The organism is Methylopila jiangsuensis, from assembly GCF_027922305.1.
Classification (GTDB): domain Bacteria; phylum Pseudomonadota; class Alphaproteobacteria; order Rhizobiales; family Methylopilaceae; genus Methylopila; species Methylopila jiangsuensis.
Genome location: NZ_BSFK01000010.1, coordinates 215,090 through 230,710, shown reverse-complemented (window position 1 = coordinate 230,710; position 15,621 = coordinate 215,090). Strand labels below are relative to the sequence as shown.

17 protein-coding genes are annotated in these 15,621 nt (G+C 72.9%); 11 read left to right on the top strand and 6 right to left on the bottom strand.

The genetic code is table 11. The features are described 5' to 3' along the window. Positions 1-109: 109 nt before the first annotated feature. The 5 genes from purC (at position 110) to purQ (ending at position 3,171) form a co-directional block, all read left to right on the top strand. Complete coding sequence (purC, locus tag PKE85_RS10730) at positions 110-913, top strand: phosphoribosylaminoimidazolesuccinocarboxamide synthase (protein WP_271204733.1); 804 nt, start codon at positions 110-112, stop codon at positions 911-913. Between the two features lie 94 nt (positions 914-1,007). Next, a complete protein-coding gene (locus PKE85_RS10725; RefSeq protein WP_271204732.1) occupies positions 1,008-1,598 on the top strand; it encodes a hypothetical protein in 591 nt (196 codons plus the stop codon). 42 nt (positions 1,599-1,640) lie between these two features. Next, entirely contained in the window at positions 1,641-1,883 is a 243-nt protein-coding gene (gene purS / locus PKE85_RS10720) for a phosphoribosylformylglycinamidine synthase subunit PurS (protein ID WP_271204731.1), read from the top strand. Positions 1,884-1,890: 7 nt separating this feature from the next. After that, the gene (locus tag PKE85_RS10715; RefSeq protein WP_271204730.1) at positions 1,891-2,445 is read left to right on the top strand and encodes a hypothetical protein; all 555 of its coding nucleotides are present in this window, start codon (positions 1,891-1,893) and stop codon (positions 2,443-2,445) included. Between the two features lie 36 nt (positions 2,446-2,481). After that, positions 2,482-3,171 (top strand): phosphoribosylformylglycinamidine synthase subunit PurQ, encoded by a 690-nt coding sequence (gene purQ / locus PKE85_RS10710; RefSeq protein WP_271204729.1) that lies wholly within the window; start codon positions 2,482-2,484, stop codon positions 3,169-3,171. Between the two features lie 14 nt (positions 3,172-3,185). On the opposite strand, the gene PKE85_RS10705 is transcribed toward purQ, so the two are convergent. Together PKE85_RS10705 and PKE85_RS10700 are read right to left on the bottom strand one after the other, a co-directional pair. Beyond that, entirely contained in the window at positions 3,186-3,815 is a 630-nt protein-coding gene (locus PKE85_RS10705; RefSeq protein ID WP_271204728.1) for a response regulator transcription factor, read from the bottom strand. Positions 3,816-3,955: 140 nt separating this feature from the next. After that, on the bottom strand, positions 3,956-4,483 hold the full coding sequence (locus PKE85_RS10700; RefSeq protein WP_271204727.1) for a YcgN family cysteine cluster protein: 528 nt from the start codon (positions 4,481-4,483) through the stop codon (positions 3,956-3,958). A 116-nt stretch (positions 4,484-4,599) separates the two neighbouring features. Between PKE85_RS10700 and PKE85_RS10695 the strand changes: the two genes are divergently transcribed. The 3 genes from PKE85_RS10695 to PKE85_RS10685 are packed head-to-tail and all read left to right on the top strand — an operon-like array spanning position 4,600 to position 7,875. After that, positions 4,600-6,720 (top strand): transglycosylase domain-containing protein, encoded by a 2,121-nt coding sequence (locus PKE85_RS10695; RefSeq protein WP_271204726.1) that lies wholly within the window; start codon positions 4,600-4,602, stop codon positions 6,718-6,720. A gap of 22 nt (positions 6,721-6,742) precedes the next feature. Further along, positions 6,743-7,318 (top strand): DUF1214 domain-containing protein, encoded by a 576-nt coding sequence (locus PKE85_RS10690; RefSeq protein WP_271204725.1) that lies wholly within the window; start codon positions 6,743-6,745, stop codon positions 7,316-7,318. Next, entirely contained in the window at positions 7,315-7,875 is a 561-nt protein-coding gene (locus PKE85_RS10685) for a DUF1254 domain-containing protein (RefSeq protein ID WP_271204724.1), read from the top strand. Before PKE85_RS10690 ends, PKE85_RS10685 begins: the two co-directional genes overlap by 4 nt. A 69-nt stretch (positions 7,876-7,944) precedes the next feature. On the opposite strand, the gene PKE85_RS10680 is transcribed toward PKE85_RS10685, so the two are convergent. Genes PKE85_RS10680 through PKE85_RS10665 form a run of 4 tightly spaced genes read right to left on the bottom strand, consistent with a single transcriptional unit; the run spans position 7,945 to position 10,668 of the window. Continuing rightward, positions 7,945-9,180 carry a CCA tRNA nucleotidyltransferase gene (locus PKE85_RS10680; RefSeq protein WP_271204723.1) on the bottom strand — a complete coding sequence of 412 codons (1,236 nt, stop codon included), beginning with the start codon at positions 9,178-9,180 and terminating at the stop codon, positions 7,945-7,947. Next, positions 9,177-9,452: a DUF6111 family protein gene (locus PKE85_RS10675; RefSeq protein ID WP_271204722.1), complete on the bottom strand. Its 276-nt coding sequence runs from the start codon at positions 9,450-9,452 to the stop codon at positions 9,177-9,179. Before PKE85_RS10675 ends, PKE85_RS10680 begins: the two co-directional genes overlap by 4 nt. Further along, positions 9,449-10,093 (bottom strand): NUDIX hydrolase, encoded by a 645-nt coding sequence (locus tag PKE85_RS10670; protein ID WP_271204721.1) that lies wholly within the window; start codon positions 10,091-10,093, stop codon positions 9,449-9,451. The genes PKE85_RS10675 and PKE85_RS10670 overlap by 4 nt, the downstream gene beginning before the upstream one ends. After that, positions 10,090-10,668 (bottom strand): DUF1285 domain-containing protein, encoded by a 579-nt coding sequence (locus PKE85_RS10665; protein ID WP_271204720.1) that lies wholly within the window; start codon positions 10,666-10,668, stop codon positions 10,090-10,092. The genes PKE85_RS10670 and PKE85_RS10665 overlap by 4 nt, the downstream gene beginning before the upstream one ends. Positions 10,669-10,850: 182 nt before the next feature. Here PKE85_RS10665 and PKE85_RS10660 point away from each other — a divergent pair, with 182 nt between their 5' ends. From PKE85_RS10660 to PKE85_RS10650, 3 genes are read left to right on the top strand one after another with little or no spacing between them, the layout of a single operon-like run. Further along, positions 10,851-11,861, top strand: coding sequence for an AAA family ATPase (locus PKE85_RS10660; protein ID WP_271204719.1), 1,011 nt, complete (start codon positions 10,851-10,853; stop codon positions 11,859-11,861). Between the two features lie 5 nt (positions 11,862-11,866). Continuing rightward, on the top strand, positions 11,867-12,778 hold the full coding sequence (locus tag PKE85_RS10655) for a DUF58 domain-containing protein (protein WP_271204718.1): 912 nt from the start codon (positions 11,867-11,869) through the stop codon (positions 12,776-12,778). Beyond that, a complete protein-coding gene (locus PKE85_RS10650) occupies positions 12,775-15,618 on the top strand; it encodes a DUF4159 domain-containing protein (RefSeq protein WP_271204717.1) in 2,844 nt (947 codons plus the stop codon). The genes PKE85_RS10655 and PKE85_RS10650 overlap by 4 nt, the downstream gene beginning before the upstream one ends. Positions 15,619-15,621: the final 3 nt, after the last annotated feature.

Sequence of the window (15,621 nt, the reverse complement as noted above, 5' to 3'; positions counted from 1 at the left end):
GCTAGGGTCCGCCCGCACGCATGGCGTCTCTCGCACTGAGACGACGGCCGATCCATGCGTTCGCCGGATCGACGACCATCCGGTCTGACGTGATCAACCGGCAGGTGATATGGATTTCCTCAAGCCACGGTATACGCCGATGAACCGCCGCCGCCGCATTTATGAAGGCAAGGCGAAAGTCCTGTACGAAGGCCCCGAACCCGGCACGCTGATCCAGCACTTCAAGGACGACGCCACCGCTTTCAACGCCAAAAAGCACGAGGTGATCGACGGTAAGGGCGTACTGAACAACCGCATCTCCGAATTCGTCTTTCAGAACCTGAACGACATCGGCGTGCCGACGCACTTCATCCGTCGGCTCAACATGCGGGAGCAGCTCATCCGCGAGGTGGAGATCATCCCCCTCGAGGTGGTGGTGCGCAACGTCGCCGCCGGCTCTCTGGCGCAGAAGCTCGGCATCGAGGAGGGCACCCAGCTGCCCCGCTCGATCATCGAATTCTACTACAAGAACGACGCCCTGAACGATCCGATGGTCTCCGAGGAGCACGTCACCGCCTTCGGGTGGGCGAGCCCGCAGGAGATCGACGACATCATGGCGCTCGCCATCCGCGTCAACGACTTCCTGTCCGGCCTGTTCCTGGGCGTCGGCATCCGTCTTGTGGACTTCAAGATGGAGTGCGGCCGCCTGTGGGAGAACGACACGGTGCGCATCGTCGTCGCTGACGAGATTTCGCCGGACTCGTGCCGTCTTTGGGACATCAAGTCCAACGACAAGCTCGACAAGGACCGGTTCCGCCGCGACATGGGCGGTCTGGTCGAAGCCTATTCCGAGGTCGCGCGTCGCCTCGGCATCCTGCCGGAGCAGGAGACGCCGAACGGCCGCGGTCCGGTGCTGGTGACGTCGAAGGACTGACCCCCGCCCGACGACGCCGCCTGTGAGCTTCACTTCATGCGCCGCCCCGTTCCCCTGAACGGGGCGGCGTCGTTTCGACTGGGAGGATAATAAGATGCCCATAAAAAATTGGGCCTTCGCCGCCATCGCGCTCGGCCTCGCCGGCCCCGCTTTCGCGCAGCAGGCCGCAGCGCCCGCCCCTGCGGCGCCGCAGGCCGCGCCTGCGCCGGCCGAGGACAACCTGCCCGCCCTCAACATCGAGCAGACGCTCGGCGACGTGGGCTCGGGCTGGCGCAAGCACTCCGCCACCGGCGAGAGCGTCACCTACATCTGCGACCAGGACAGCTGCGGCGGTCGCGGCGTGCTGGGCGTGAGCTCGGCCCGTCCGAGCGAGGACTATTTCAAGAAGATCATCGCCGACCCGCAGGGCGCGCTGCCGAGCTACAAGTACGGCAACGACGAGTCCATGAAGGCCACCGGCTGCGCGTTCAAGACCTATGAGGCCAAGAAGCTCAGCGACACCCGGGTGCGCATCGACAGCGTCGGCGGCTGCCCGGACGGCGCCTCGGCGGTGATGACCACCCTGTTCGACGCCAAGGCCGGACGGCTGCTTGCGGTTCAGGTGTTGACGAAGGGCGAAAGCGCGGCTCTTAAACTGCGCGACGACAGCGCCGACAAGATCGCGAAAGCGCTCGACGCGCTGTAAGAAGCCCCGACCCATTCTCCGCCAAGCGAGGTTGCCCCGATCATGAAGGCGCGCGTCACCGTCACCCTCAAGACCGGGGTCCTCGATCCGCAGGGCAAGGCCATCGAGGGAGCGCTCGGCTCCCTCGGCGTCGCCGGCGTCGACAGCGTCCGGCAGGGCAAGCTGTTCGACGTCGAGCTGGCGACCGACGACCCCGCGGAGGCGGAGGCCACCCTCAAGGCCATGTGCGAGAAGCTGCTCGCGAACACCGTGATCGAGAGCTATCGCTACGACATCTCGGGATGACGTCCATATGATGGGAATTTCCAGGCGCGTCGCCGGCCTCCTGGCCGCGACCGCGTTGCTCGGCGCCGCAGGCGCCGCATTCGCCCAGGGCACGCCGGACATCGTCGGCCCCAACAGCGTGTTCCGGCTGGTCCCGGACGGCGTGAACTGGGTCAAGTTCCAGAGCGTGCGCCAGATCGGCGTGCGCTGCACCGAAAAATCCTGCGGCGAGGATCGGGTGTTCTGCACCATCCAGACCCGCGCCGACGAGCAGGCCCGCCCCGGCGTGGAGCTGCCCGAGGCGACGGTGAAGGCCTTCGGCGACGGCGTGCTCAAGAACACGCCGAAGGAGTTCTCGACCGAAGTGGTCGCGCCCTTCGCCCCCAAGCGCTTCGGCGTCAACGCCGGCCACTGGGCGGAGATGAAGGCGGAGGGCGAGCCCGGCAAGCTGCGCTTCGGGCTGTTCCTCGTGGCCGCCAAGGGCTACGACGTGGCCTTCAACTGCGTCGCTCCGGCCGCAAGCTGGGACGCGCACAAACCGAAGATCGAGCAGGCGCTGGCGGCCGTGCAGATCGCGCAGTAAGACAACGCCGTTTCGTCGCCCTTCGAGGACCCGTCCATGAACGCCGCCGTCATCGTCTTTCCCGGCTCCAACCGCGAACGCGACGTCGCGGCGGCGCTCGCCCGCGCCAGCGGCAAGGCCCCGGCCTTCGTGTGGCACACCGAGACCGAGCTGCCGGCCGGCACGGATCTGGTGGTGCTTCCGGGCGGGTTCTCCTATGGCGACTATCTGCGCTGCGGCGCCATCGCGGCGCGGTCGCCGGCCATGGACGCGGTGCGCGCCCACGCCGCCCGCGGCGGGCTGGTGCTCGGCATCTGCAACGGCTTCCAGATCCTGGTGGAGAGCGGCCTGCTGCCGGGCATCCTGACCCGCAACGCCGACCTGCGCTTCGTCTGCCGCCAGCAGCACCTGAAGGTGGAGCGCGCCGACACCGCCTTCACCCGCGCCTATCAGCCGGGACAGGTGATCGAGGTCTGCATCGCCCATGGCGAGGGCAACTATTTCGCTGATCCGGAGACCGTGGCCCGCCTCGAAGGCGACGGCCGGGTGGCGTTCCGCTACTGCGACGCCGACGGCGTCGTGGGCGGGCGCGCCAACCCCAACGGTTCGGTCAACGACATCGCCGGCGTCTATTCCGAGCAGCGCAACGTGCTCGGCCTGATGCCGCACCCCGAGAACCTGATCGACGCCGCGATCGGCGGGACCGACGGCGCCCCGCTGTTCGCGGGCCTCGCCCAGGCGGCCTGAGGTCGCCGCCGCCGTCAGGCGGTGGTGTGGGACATCACGATGCGCACCAGATCGGCGGCGTTGCGCGCCCCGACCTTCTCCATGATGCGGGCGCGATGCACCTCGATGGTGCGGGGGCTGATGCTGAGCTCCCGCCCCGCCTCCTTGTTCGACAGCCCTTCCGCGATCAGGGCCAGCACCTCGCGCTCGCGCCGGGTGAGCAGATCGCCCAGCGTCGCGTTGGCCACCACGCCTTCCCGCCGGGCCGCCACGCGCGCGGCTTCCGCATCCAGCGCTTCGGACACCCGCGCCACGATCCTGAGCGGATCGAACGGCTTCTCGATGAAGTCCAGCGCGCCATGGCGGATGGCGTCCACCGCCATGGGAATGTCGGCCGAGCCCGAAATCATGAGGATCGGCGCGGCGAAGCCGCGCTGGTTGAGCGCGCGCAGGGCGTCGAGGCCGGACATGCCCGGCATCACCACGTCCAGCAGCACGCAGCAGACCATGGGCTCCCGATCGAGCGTGTCGAGCGCGCTGGCGGCGTCCGCATGGGCGCTCGCCTGAAATCCGCCGGCCTGAAAGGCGACCGCCAGAATCTCCCGGATGGCCGCATCGTCATCGACGATGACGACCACGCGTCTGTCCCCCACCGCGCCCGACATCAGCGTCCCCACGCCTCACACACGCCGCGGGGTACGCAAAAACCCGCAGACCAGACGCTTCTTACCTGCTTGAACTTTTCCAAAGGCGCAAGGCGTACTTGGGATGCAGAACGCCAGACCCCTCCCGAGGCGCTCCGCCGTCAGCCCCGGACGCGCGGCTTGCGCGCGCCGCGCGGCCAGCGGGCGGGCCAGCTCACCATGCGGTCAAGCAGCCCCTCCTCGTCGATTTCCGTCTCGGAACAGAAGACCTTGTCCCGAATTGAGACGCCGGCTTCATGCACCGTTTCGGCGTCGCCGGAGACCAGCGGATGCCACCACGGCAGGTCCTTGCCCTCGTCGATGAGACGGTAGGCGCAGGTGGGCGGCAGCCAGCCGATCTCCTCCACCAGCGCTGGCGTCAGCCGCACGCAGTCGGGCACGTGGTCGCGGCGATTCGGGTAATCCGAGCACCGGCAGCTCGTCCGGTCGAGCAGCCGGCAGGAGACGTCCACATAGGCGATGCGGTCGGTGTCCTCGTCCTGCAGCTTCAGCAGGCAGCAGCGGCCGCAGCCGTCGCACAGGCTCTCCCACTCCTCGGGCGACATCTCGCCGAGGCGCTTCACTCTCCAGAAGGGCTTATGCTCCACTGTCCCGCCGTCGGCGGGCTGCGGCGCGAGGCGCGTGCTCATGGCATGGGTCTTGCGCGCGCGGACGGAAACGGTCAAGCCATTCCGGGGCCGGCACGCGGACGGGTTCAAGCGGGGCGCTCGTGTTCAGTAAAAGCGCTGAGGTCAGGAAGCTCGACGTGAAGCGCAGGCTTCTCGCGCTCGATTCCTGGCTGGACCACACCTTCTGGCGGATCTGGCCGGCGGCCTCGCGCCGGTGGGACGGCGTCTGCGCGGCCTTCGACACGTTCCGCGCCCGCGGCTGGCGGCGCTGGCTGGCCGAGCTTCTGGGCGAGGGTCTGACGCTCGGCGCGGCCGCCGCGACGCTGATGCTCGCGCTCGCCGTGCCCGCCTTCCGGGAGACCGGGCCGGACTGGCTGAACCGGGCCGAGCTCTCCATCACCTTTCTCGACCGGCACGGGCAGGAGATCGGCAAGCGCGGGGTGATGCAGAACGACGGCATCCCCTTGCGCGAGTACCCGGATCATCTGATCAAGGCCGCGCTCGCCACCGAGGACCGGCGCTTCTACCAGCACTTCGGCATCGACGTGGCGGGCACGGCGCGCGCCATCGTGCAGAACGCCCGCGCCAACGGCGTGGTGCAGGGCGGCTCCTCCATCACCCAGCAGCTCGCCAAGAACCTGTTCCTGTCCAACGAGCGCACGCTGGAGCGCAAGGTCAACGAGGCCTTCCTCGCCTTCTGGCTGGAGCGCCACCTCACCAAGGACGAGATCCTCAAGCTCTATCTCGACCGCGCCTATATGGGCGGCGGCGCCTTCGGCGTGGACGCGGCGGCGCATTTCTATTTCGGCAAGTCCGCCCGCGACGTGACGCTGGCGGAAAGCGCCATGCTGGCCGGGCTGTTCAAGGCCCCGACCAAATACGCCCCGCATGTGAACCTCGCCGCCGCCCGCGCGCGCGCCTCCACCGTGCTCGACAATCTGGTGGACGCAGGCTTCATGACCGAGGGCCAGGTGCAGCCGGCCCGGTTCCAGCCCGCGACGCCGAAGCCGACCGCCGTGGCCTCCAGCCCGGACTACTATCTGGACTGGGCCTATGGCGAGGTGCGCCAGCTGGCGCAGGAGGGCGCGTTCCGGGGCCACCGGGTGCTGGTGGTGCGCACCGCCCTCGACGGGCCGCTGCAGCGCCACGCCGAAGGCGCGGTGGAGCAGATGCTGCGCCAGTACGGCGACCAGTACCGGGTCGATCAGGCGGCGGCGGTCATCATGGAGCCGGAAGGCGCGGTGCGCGCCATGGTGGGCGGGCGCGACTACGGCCAGAGCCAGTTCAACCGCGCGGTGGACGCGCTGCGGCAGCCCGGCTCCTCGTTCAAGACCTACGTCTACGCCGCCGCCTTCGCCTCGGGAAAATACACCCCCGACAAGGTGGTGACGGACGCCGCCGTCTGCGTCGGCAACTGGTGCCCGCGCAATTACGGCCGCCGTTTCGCGGGCCGGGTGCCGCTGATCACCGCCTTCGCCAAGTCCATCAACACCGTCCCCGTGCGGCTCGCGCTCGACGTCGGCCAGAAGAACGTGATCGAGATCGCCCACCGCATGGGCATCCGCTCGAAGCTGGACGTGGGCCGGGCGCTCGCGCTCGGCGTGGAGGAGGTCACCCTGCTCGACCACACCTCCGGCTACTCCACGCTCGCCAACGGCGGCCGCCGCGCCCCGGCCTACGCCGCCGTGGAGGTGCTGGACTCCAAGGGCGACACGCTGTGGCGCCACGACCGGGATTCGAAGCCGCCCCAGCAGGTGCTGGGCCCGCATGTGGTGGCGGGCATGAACCGCATGATGGTGGCGGTGACGGAAGGCGGAACCGGCGGCCGGGCGCGGCTCGACGGCTACCAGGTCGGCGGCAAGACCGGCACCTCCCAGTCCTACCGGGACGCCTGGTTCGTAGGCTTCACCGGCTCCTTCGTGGGCGGGATCTGGTTCGGCAACGACGACTTCACCACCACCCGGGAGATGACCGGCGGCTCCCTGCCCGCCATGACCTGGCGCGACATCATGACCTTCGCCCATCACGGCCTCGCGCCGAAACCGATCCCCGGCGTGCCGTTCAACCCCGGCCGCGACGCGGTGGCGGCGGCGGCGCCGGCCGATGGCGGCGGCGCGCCCGCGCCCGGCTCGCGCAACCTGTCGGACGGCGCCGCGCGCACGCTGCAGGCGCTGCTCGTGGACGTGGCCGCCGCCGAAACCGCGGCCGCCCGCGCCGACGCCGCCGCCGGGATCACCCCCGTCGGCGCGACGCGCTGAGCGCGGCGGGCCCCGCGACGCCATGCGGCTGACGCTGCTCATCCTTCTCACGCTCGGCGTCGCCGCCGCGCTCGGCCTCGGCGCCACCTGGTCGACCGTGGAGCGCGGCCTGCCCGTGGGCGGCCTCGTGATCGGGCCATGGCGGGCCGATCCCGGCGTCGGCGGGCTCGGCGCCAACCCGTACCAGCGCGCCGCCCTCGCCCGCCGGGGCGAGGCCCCGCTCGCCTATGGCGACGGCCTGGCCTTCGTGGCGGCGACGGATCAGGAGGGCCGGCCGCTGTCGCTCGCCTGCGACTACACGCTCACAGGCGACATGCCCGCCGCCCGGCTGTGGACGCTCGCCGCCTTCCTGCCCGACGGTCGGCGGATGGCGAACCCGCTCGGCCGCTTCGCCGCCACCAGCGCCGAGGCGGTGCGCATGGCCGACCGCCCAGCATCGGTGATCCTGTCGCGCGAGGCGCGGGCGGGCGACTGGCTGCCGCTCTCAGGCGAAGGGCCGTTCGTGCTGCGGCTCAACCTTTACGAGACCGCCGTGGGCACGCCGCTCGCCCGCTCGAAGCCGACGCTGTTCACCATCGCGCGCGGGGCCTGCCGATGATCCGTCTGGCCTATGCGCTCGCGCTGGCGCTGGCGCTGGCGGGCCTCGTCCATGTGGCGTCGCTGCTGGCGGTGCCGCGCTTCGCCGAACGCGGCCCCTACGAGCGCCTCGCCACGCTGAACGCCGACGGCAGCTTCGCCGCGCTGCCGGACGAGGGCGAGGGCGCCGACGCGCTGCCGTTCCGCGACCCCGCCTTCGTGGAGGCGGCGTGCCGGTATGACGTCAGCGAACGCCCGGCGACGGTGACCGCCGCCCTGCCGCCGAGCTACGGCGCGGTGGCGTTCCACACCCTCGAGGGTCTGCCGTTCTATGCGCTGACCGACCGCGCGGCGACGGACGGCCGGGTGGAGGTGACGGTGCTCAACGCCGCGCAGGCGGAGAAGGCGGAAGCGGAGGAGCTCGAAGAGGACGCCGCCGCCCCCCGCCCACGCATCCGCATCGTCTCCCCCACCGACAGGGGCTTCGTGCTGCTGCGCCTGTTCGCGCCCGCGCCGAGCGCCCGGCCCGGCCTGGTGGCGACGGCTCTTTCAGCCCGCTGCGGCCCGGCGGCGCCCTAACCCGTCAAACCTCGTCATGCCCGAGCCCAAGCTCAGGCCTGACGTTGAAGCGCGATCGCGCCCTGGCCTTCAGTCGGTTTCGGCGCGGGCGCGGTCGAGCAGGGCGGCGACCGTCGAGGGATCGGTGGGGAATCCGGCCGCGACCCACGCCGCCTCGGCCGCGCGCATCAGCCGTCCGAGCCGCGCGCCCCCGGTCTCGCCCCGCGCCAGAAAGTCCTTGGCCGCGAAAGGCCGCGCCGGCGCCGTCCAGCGCTCCGGCAAAGCGGCCAGCGCGCCCCATGCGGCATCGTCGGGGGGCGCGCCCGCCGCGCTCCACGCCATCCGCGCCCGGTCCCGGAACGCCTCCGGGCCGAGGGCGTACAGCGCGGCCCTGGCCGCCCCCTCCCCCATGTCCGGCGCCAGCGCCGGCGTCGCGGGCTCCAGCGCCTCGAGCCGCTTCGCCTCGGCCTTGGACAGGCGCAGCGCCTGCTGCAGCCGGTCAGCGCCGTTGTGGGGCTCGAGCGCCAGCGCCGCCAGCCGCAGCAGGGCGTCGGGCGCCGCGGCGTCCAGCGCCGCCAGCCGTGCGAAGCGTCGGAGTTCGGGCGCGGCGCCGGTCAGCGGCGCGACCAGATCGTGGTCCGCCATCACGGCGACGGTCTCCACCGCCCGGGGCGCCACCAGCAGCTTCAGCAGCTCCGCCCGCACCCGCTCCCGCGACAGGCGGGCGAGCCCCGCCTTCTCTGCGATCGAAGCGCCGAGCCCGGCCGCGTCCGGCGGACCCTCGGCGAAGCGGGCGTGGAAGCGGAAGAAGCGCAGGATGCGCAGGTAGTCCTCGCGGATGCGGGCGCGGGCGTCGCCGATGAAGCGCACCCGGCGCGCCGCGAGATCGGCGAGCCCCCCCACATGGTCGTGCGCCACGCCCGATCGGTCGAGATAGAGCCCGTTGATGGTGAGGTCGCGCCGGGCGGCGTCCTCGGCCCAGTCGCGGGTGAAGGCCACGGTGGCGCGCCGCCCGTCGGTGGAGACGTCCCGGCGCAGGGTGGTGACTTCGAACGGCTCGCCCTCCGCCACCACCGTCACGGTGCCGTGCTCGACCCCGGTGGGCGCGGTCTTCCAGCCCGCGGCCCGCGCGCGGCGGATGACCTCCTCGGGCAGGGCCGTGGTGGCGATGTCCATGTCGCCGGGGGCGGCGCCCAGCAGCGCGTCCCGCACCGCGCCGCCCGCGATCCGCGCCTCCTCGCCGTCCCGGTCCAGCGCCGCCAGCACCTCGGCCAGCGGGCCGCGGGCGAGCCAGCCGGCGTCGGCGAGGCGGAGCGTTTCGTTCACTTCGCGCCGGGCTCGGTGATGCGGCCCGGCACGAACACGCCGTTCTCCATATGGGCCGGGACGTAGATCGCTCTGGTGGAGCCGCCGCTGGTGAAGGCCAGCGCGAACAGGCTCGCCACCGTGAGCGCGACGCCCGCGACGCACAGCCAGACCAGCGGCGCGCCCAGCCACCGCTCCGGCGCGCGCCAGCCGCGTGCGGTGAGGCGCAGCCACAGCGCGTAGGCGATGAAGGGCGACAGGAACAGCAGCGCCTGCAGCAGGATGCGCGTCATTCGGCGTAGAGCCTTTCATAAAGGTTGCGCAGCAGGCCTGCGGTCACGCCCCAGATATGCCGATCGCGCCAGGGCATGTGATGAACTTTCCGCAAGCCCCCGCCCCACTCCCGCATCTCCACCCGGTGGTTCTCCGCCGCCATCAGGAAGCCGAGCGGGACCTCGAAGGCGTCGTCCACCTCGTCGGGCGAGACGGCGAGCGTATAGGCGGGGTCGATCTCGGCCACGCACCCGATGATGGCGAAGCCGGAATTGGTGACGTAGAGGTCGAGATAGCCGAGGGGCCGGGCCAGCGCCGGGTCGAGCCCGATCTCCTCCTGCGCCTCCCGGAGCGCGGTGGCGAGCGGCGTCGGGTCGCCCGGTTCGCGCTTGCCGCCGGGAAAGGCGATCTGCCCCGCATGCACCGGCAGATGGGCGGCGCGCTGGGTCAGCAGCAGCTGCGGCTCCGCGCGGGGCGTCACCCCGATCAGCACCGCCGCGGCGCGGGGAACGCGATCGGGCGCGAGCAGCGCGAACTCGCCGATCGGCACGGTCTCGGGATCGTCCGGATCGGGCGGCGCAGGCAGAAGCCGGGTCGCCGCGCGGGCGCGCAGGTCCTCGATGGTGACGAGCGGCGCGGAAAGCGCGCCGTCCGCCCTCACGCCGCCGCCTCGCCGAAGGGGAAGAACGCCCCGCCCGCCCAGACGCCCAGAGCGCCGTCATGCTCCTCCGCCAGCTCCACCAGATCGTAGACCACCGGCCGCGCCGCCAGCGCCCAGAGGTCGCCCCGCACACGCACGTAGGGCTTGAAGCCGCCGTCGGGGGCCGCCTCGAACCGCAGCGGATGCTCGGGCCCGGCGTCCACCGCCTCGTCCACATTGGTGCGGAACCGCAGGCGGCGGTCGCGGCCCTCGCCGTCGCTCGCCATCTCCACCGCCACGAAGGGCGCATCCTCCACGGTGATGTCGAGCTTCTCCGCCGGCGTCACCAGCACGTAGCCGTCCGCATCCCGGCGCAGCACGGTGGCGAACAGCTTCACCAGCGCCGGGCGCCCGATGGGCGAGCCGTTGTAGGTCCAGCTTCCGTCCGCTCGGATGACCATGTCGATGGCGCCGCAGCGCTCCGGGTTCCACAGATGGACCGGCGCCGGTCCCCGCCCGCCGGCCTCGCGCGCGGCCTGCGCCAGCGCGTCCATGCGCCCGGCCGCGGAGGAGGTTTCGGCGTTCGCCTGCGACATCACGTTTCCTTGAGCCATGGCCGGGCCGTCGGGCGGCCTTCATATCGCCCGGTTGCCCCCGCCGCCTATCATGTAGGCCGAGGCGGCGTTCGGGGTAAGTCCCGCGACGGTTCCGCGCGCGGGACTTGCATTCGGCGTCCCGCGGTCGTCCGATGGGCGGCGATGGCATTCAGGAGATCACCATGACCCAGACCGCAAGCGACGGCGCCACCGACCTCGACGCCGCGGTGGTCCGGGGCGCGGAGGCGATCGGCGCCCATGTGGCCGCCGCCCGCGCCGCCATCGGTCAGGTGATCTTCGGCCAGGAGCAGGTGGTGGACCGGGCGCTGCTCACCATCCTGTGCGGCGGCCACGCGCTGCTGGTGGGCGTGCCGGGCCTCGCCAAGACCAAGCTGGTGGAGGCGCTGGGCACAGTGCTCGGGCTCGACGCCCGCCGGGTGCAGTTCACGCCGGACCTGATGCCCTCCGACATCCTCGGCTCCGAGGTGCTGGAGGAGGACGAGCACGGCCGCCGCTCGTTCCGCTTCCTGTCCGGCCCGATCTTCGCGCAACTGCTGATGGCGGACGAGATCAACCGCGCCAGCCCCCGCACCCAGTCGGCGCTGCTGCAGGCCATGCAGGAGTATCACGTCACCGTCGCCGGCCAGCGCCACGACCTGCCGCGGCCGTTCCATGTGCTCGCCACCCAGAACCCTCTGGAGCAGGAGGGCACCTATCCCCTGCCCGAAGCCCAGCTCGACCGCTTCCTGATGCAGATCGACGTGGGCTATCCGGACCGGGAGGCGGAGCGGCGCATCCTGCTCGCCACCACCGGCGCCGACGAAGCCCGGCCGAAAGCCGCCATGACCGCCGACGACCTGCTCTCCGCCCAGCGGCTGGTGCGGCGCCTGCCGGTGGGCGAATCGGTGGTGGACGCCATCCTCGATCTGGTGCGCGCCGCGCGCCCGGAGACGGCGGAGAAGAGCGTGGCCGACCGCATCGCCTGGGGCCCCGGCCCCCGCGCCAGCCAGTCGCTGATGCTGGCGGTGCGCGCCCGCGCGCTGCTCGACGGCCGGTTCGCGCCCTCCATCGACGACGTGGCGGCGCTGGCCGACCCCATCCTGAAGCACCGCATGGCGCTCACCTTCTCCGCCCGCGCCGACGGCGACACGCTGGAGAGCGTGGTGGCGAAGCTCGTCGAGCGGCTCGGCTGACCCGCATGGCGGCGCGCGCCGGCCTCGCCGATCCCGCCGAGACGCGGATCGCCTCCCGCCACGAGGAGGCGGCGCTCGGCCTGTCCGGCGCCCTGCCCCGGCTGGTGGTGGCGGCGCGGCGCGCCTCGGCGACCGTGGTCCACGGCCTGCACGGCCGAAGGCGCTCGGGCGTCGGCGAGAACTTCTGGCAGTACCGCCGCTTCACCACCGGCGAGCCGGTGGGCCGCATCGACTGGCGCCGCTCCGCCCGCGACGACCATCTCTACGTGCGCGAGCAGGAATGGGAGGCGGCGCACACGGTCTGGATCTGGATCGACCGCTCCCGCTCCATGGCGTTCCGCTCCAACCTCGCGCCCGAATCCAAGGTCGAGCGCGCGGCGGTGCTGGGGCTGGCGCTGGCGGACGCTCTGGTGCGCGGCGGCGAGCGGGTGGGACTGCTCGGCCTGACGCGCCCGACCGCGAGCCGCAACGCCATCGAGACGCTCGCCCAGGCGCTGGGCGCCGCGCAACCGGACGACAGCGGCCTGCCGCCACAGGCGCATCCCATCGCCCGGCTGTCCGAGGCGGTGGTGATCGGCGACCTGCTGGCGCCCGAAGCGGAGATCGCGGCCGCCGTGGCCTCGCTCGCGGCCCGCGGCGGCCGCGGCCATCTGGTGATGATCGTCGATCCGGCGGAGGAGACCTTCCCCTTCACCGGCCGCACCGAATTCCTCGATCCCGACGGCGCGACCCGCGTCACCGCCGGCCGGGCGGAGGAGTGGCGCGAAGGCTATGTGGCCCGGCTCGCCCGCCACCGGGCCGCGCTCGCCGACATCGCCCGCCGCCACGCCTGGAGCTTCCAGATCCACCGCACAGACCGGCCCGCCACGGAACCGCTGCTCGCGCTGCACGCCCGCCTTGGCGAGGCCGCCGCATGAGCGCGCTGCCGCTCGCCTTCCTCAGCCCGTGGTTGCTGCTCGGCCTGCTCGCGCTGCCCGCGATCTGGCTGCTGCTGCGCCTGACGCCGCCGAAGCCCCGGCGGGTGGATTTTCCGCCGGCGCGCCTGCTGCTGGACGTGGAGGCCCGGCGCGAGACGCCGGTCGCCATGCCGTGGTGGCTGCTGCTGCTGCGGCTCGCGCTGATCGCGCTGATCGTGTTCGCGCTGGCGAAGCCGGTGTGGAACCCGGCGCCCGCCGCGCCGGAAGGCGCCGGGCCGCTGCTGATCGCGCTCGACAACGGCTGGCCCGCCGCCGCCGACTGGGACGCCCGCGCCGCCTCCGCGGAAACAGCCCTCGCCGCGGCGGAGGACGCAGGCCGCGCCGTGGCGCTGGTGGCGCTCGCCGATCCTGCGCGCGAGATCGGGCTCACCACCGCCGGGGAAGCGCGGGAGCGCCTGCGGGTGATCGCGCCCCAGCCCGTGTCGCCGGACCGGCGCGCCCATCTGCCCGCGATCGAGACGTTTTTCCGCGCCCACGGCGACGCCGAGGCGCTGTGGATCGCCGACGGGCTCGAAGCCGGCGAGGCGCGGGCCTTCGGGCAGGGCCTGCGCGCCGCGCTGGGCGAACGCCCACTCACCGTGCGGCTCGATTCCACCGGCTCCGCGCGCGGCCTCGCGGGCGCCGCCAACCTGCCGGCGAACCTCACAGTGCGCGCGCTCCGGGCGGAGGCCGCCGGGCCCGAGACGGTCCGCGTGCGGGCGAGCGACCTGCGCGGCCGCCCGCTGGGCGAGACGGAGGCGGTCTTCGGCGTCGGCGCGCGCGAGGCGACCGCCACCTTCGATCTGCCCGTGGAGCTGCGCAACGACGTGGCCCGGCTTGAGATCGTCGGCGCGCGCACGGCTGGCGCGGTGCAGCTCATGGACCAGCGCTCCCGCCGCCGGGCGGTGGGCGTCGCCACCGGCGCCACCGCCGACACCGCGCAGCCGCTGCTGGCGCCGTCGTACTACGTCACCCGCGCGCTGGCCCCCTTCGCCGATGTGCGCGAGGCCCGTGGCCAGGGCGCGAGCCAGGCGGTGGAGAGCTTCCTCGACCAGAAGCTGCCGGCGATCGTGCTGGCGGATGTGGGCGCCTTGAGCGACGACGCCCACCGCCGGCTGGAGGCGTGGGTGGAGAACGGCGGCGTGCTGATCCGCTTCGCCGGCCCCCGCCTCGCCGCCGCGCCCGACGACGGGCTCAGCCCCGTGCGGCTCCGGCAGGGCGGGCGCACGCTCGGCGGCGCGCTCGCCTGGGAGACGCCGCAGCCGCTGTCGAGCTTCGCAGGCTCCGGCCCGTTCGCTCCGCTCACCGTCCCGGACGACGTCACCGTGACGCGGCAGGTGCTGGCGGAGCCTGACGCCGACCTGCCGGACCGGGTCTGGGCCACGCTCGGCGACGGCACGCCGCTCGTCACCGGCGCCCGGCAGGGCAAGGGCATGACCGTGCTGTTCCATGTGACCGCGGACACCCGCTGGTCGAACCTGCCGCTGTCCGGCGCCTTCGTGGACATGCTGCGCCGGGTGGTCGATCTCGCCGGAACCGGCGGCGGCCAGCCTCAGGCCGCGGAGGGCGCCGCGGCCGAGGCCGGCTCGGCGAACGCCGCCGAGGCCCGGCCCGCCACCCTGCCGCCCACCCGCACGCTGGACGGGAACGGCGCCTTCCGCGCGCCGCCCGCCACCGCCAAGCCTGTCCCGGCGGAGGGCCGCGCCTTCGCCACTCCCGACAACCCGCCCGGCTTCTACGGGCCGGCGGAGGCGGGCGTCGCCGTCAACACGCTGGCGGCGGACGCCACGCTCGCCCGGCTTGATCTCACGGGCCTCGACGCCGCCACCGGCGACGTGACGGTGGCGGAGCCGACGCCGGTGGCGCCCTGGCTGTTCACCATCGCGGCGCTGGCCGCGATCCTCGACGGCCTCGCCGCCTTCCTGCTCGCGGGCGGGGCCGGGCTGCTGGGCCGCCGGAGCGCGCGGGCCGCGGCGCTGGCGCTGGCGGCGCTCGGCCTCGCGCTCGCCGCGCCGGCTCCGCACGCGCAGGCTCAGACCGCCGAGAAGCCCGCCTATGACGAGCGCTTCGCGCTGGAGGCGACGCTCGCGACGCGGCTCGCCTATGTGGCCTCCGGCGATTTCGAGGTCGACCGACTGGCGAAGGCGGGGCTCGAGGGCCTGACGCAGGCGCTGGCCTCGCGCACCGCGCTCAACCCCGGCGGACCGATCGCGGTCGATCCGGCCAAGGACGAGCTCGCCTTCTTCCCGCTGCTGTACTGGCCGGTGACGCAGGACGCCGCGCCGCTCGACGCCGCCACGCGCGCCCGGGTGGACGCCTATATGAAACAGGGCGGCGCCATCCTGTTCGACACCCGCGACGCGGTGAGCGGGTCCGGCGGCGGCGCCGAAAGCGCGGCGCTGAAACGCCTGCTGGAGGGGCTCGACATCCCGGCGCTGGAGCCCGCCCCCCGCGACCACGTCCTCACCAAGGCGTTCTATCTGCTGAACGACTTCCCGGGCCGCTACGACGGCAGCCCGCTCTGGGTCGAGGCGCTGGCGGGCGAGGACGAGACCGAGGCCGCCGACCGCCCGGCGCGGGCCGGCGACGGCGTCTCGCCGGTGCTGATCACCGGCGCGGACTTCGCCGGCGCCTGGGCGACCGGCGCGGACGGCCGCCCGCTGCTGCCCACCTCCACCGACGAGCGCCAGCGCGAGATGGCCTACCGCGTCGGCGTCAACATCGTGATGTACACCCTCACCGGCAACTACAAGGCGGACCAGGTGCACGTGCCGGCGCTGCTGGAAAGGCTCGGGCAATGATCG

Excerpts from the sequence above, each read along its gene's own strand:
- purC (WP_271204733.1), top strand. The coding sequence starts at position 110 with ATGGATTTCCTCAAGCCACGGTATACGCCGATGAACCGCCGCCGCCGC.
- PKE85_RS10725 (WP_271204732.1), top strand. The coding sequence starts at position 1,008 with ATGCCCATAAAAAATTGGGCCTTCGCCGCCATCGCGCTCGGCCTCGCC.
- purS (WP_271204731.1), top strand. The coding sequence starts at position 1,641 with ATGAAGGCGCGCGTCACCGTCACCCTCAAGACCGGGGTCCTCGATCCG.
- PKE85_RS10715 (WP_271204730.1), top strand. The coding sequence starts at position 1,891 with ATGATGGGAATTTCCAGGCGCGTCGCCGGCCTCCTGGCCGCGACCGCG.
- purQ (WP_271204729.1), top strand. The coding sequence starts at position 2,482 with ATGAACGCCGCCGTCATCGTCTTTCCCGGCTCCAACCGCGAACGCGAC.
- PKE85_RS10705 (WP_271204728.1), bottom strand. The coding sequence starts at position 3,815 with ATGTCGGGCGCGGTGGGGGACAGACGCGTGGTCGTCATCGTCGATGAC.
- PKE85_RS10700 (WP_271204727.1), bottom strand. The coding sequence starts at position 4,483 with ATGAGCACGCGCCTCGCGCCGCAGCCCGCCGACGGCGGGACAGTGGAG.
- PKE85_RS10690 (WP_271204725.1), top strand. The coding sequence starts at position 6,743 with ATGCGGCTGACGCTGCTCATCCTTCTCACGCTCGGCGTCGCCGCCGCG.
- PKE85_RS10685 (WP_271204724.1), top strand. The coding sequence starts at position 7,315 with ATGATCCGTCTGGCCTATGCGCTCGCGCTGGCGCTGGCGCTGGCGGGC.
- PKE85_RS10675 (WP_271204722.1), bottom strand. The coding sequence starts at position 9,452 with ATGACGCGCATCCTGCTGCAGGCGCTGCTGTTCCTGTCGCCCTTCATC.
- PKE85_RS10665 (WP_271204720.1), bottom strand. The coding sequence starts at position 10,668 with ATGTCGCAGGCGAACGCCGAAACCTCCTCCGCGGCCGGGCGCATGGAC.
- PKE85_RS10660 (WP_271204719.1), top strand. The coding sequence starts at position 10,851 with ATGACCCAGACCGCAAGCGACGGCGCCACCGACCTCGACGCCGCGGTG.
- PKE85_RS10655 (WP_271204718.1), top strand. The coding sequence starts at position 11,867 with ATGGCGGCGCGCGCCGGCCTCGCCGATCCCGCCGAGACGCGGATCGCC.
- PKE85_RS10650 (WP_271204717.1), top strand. The coding sequence starts at position 12,775 with ATGAGCGCGCTGCCGCTCGCCTTCCTCAGCCCGTGGTTGCTGCTCGGC.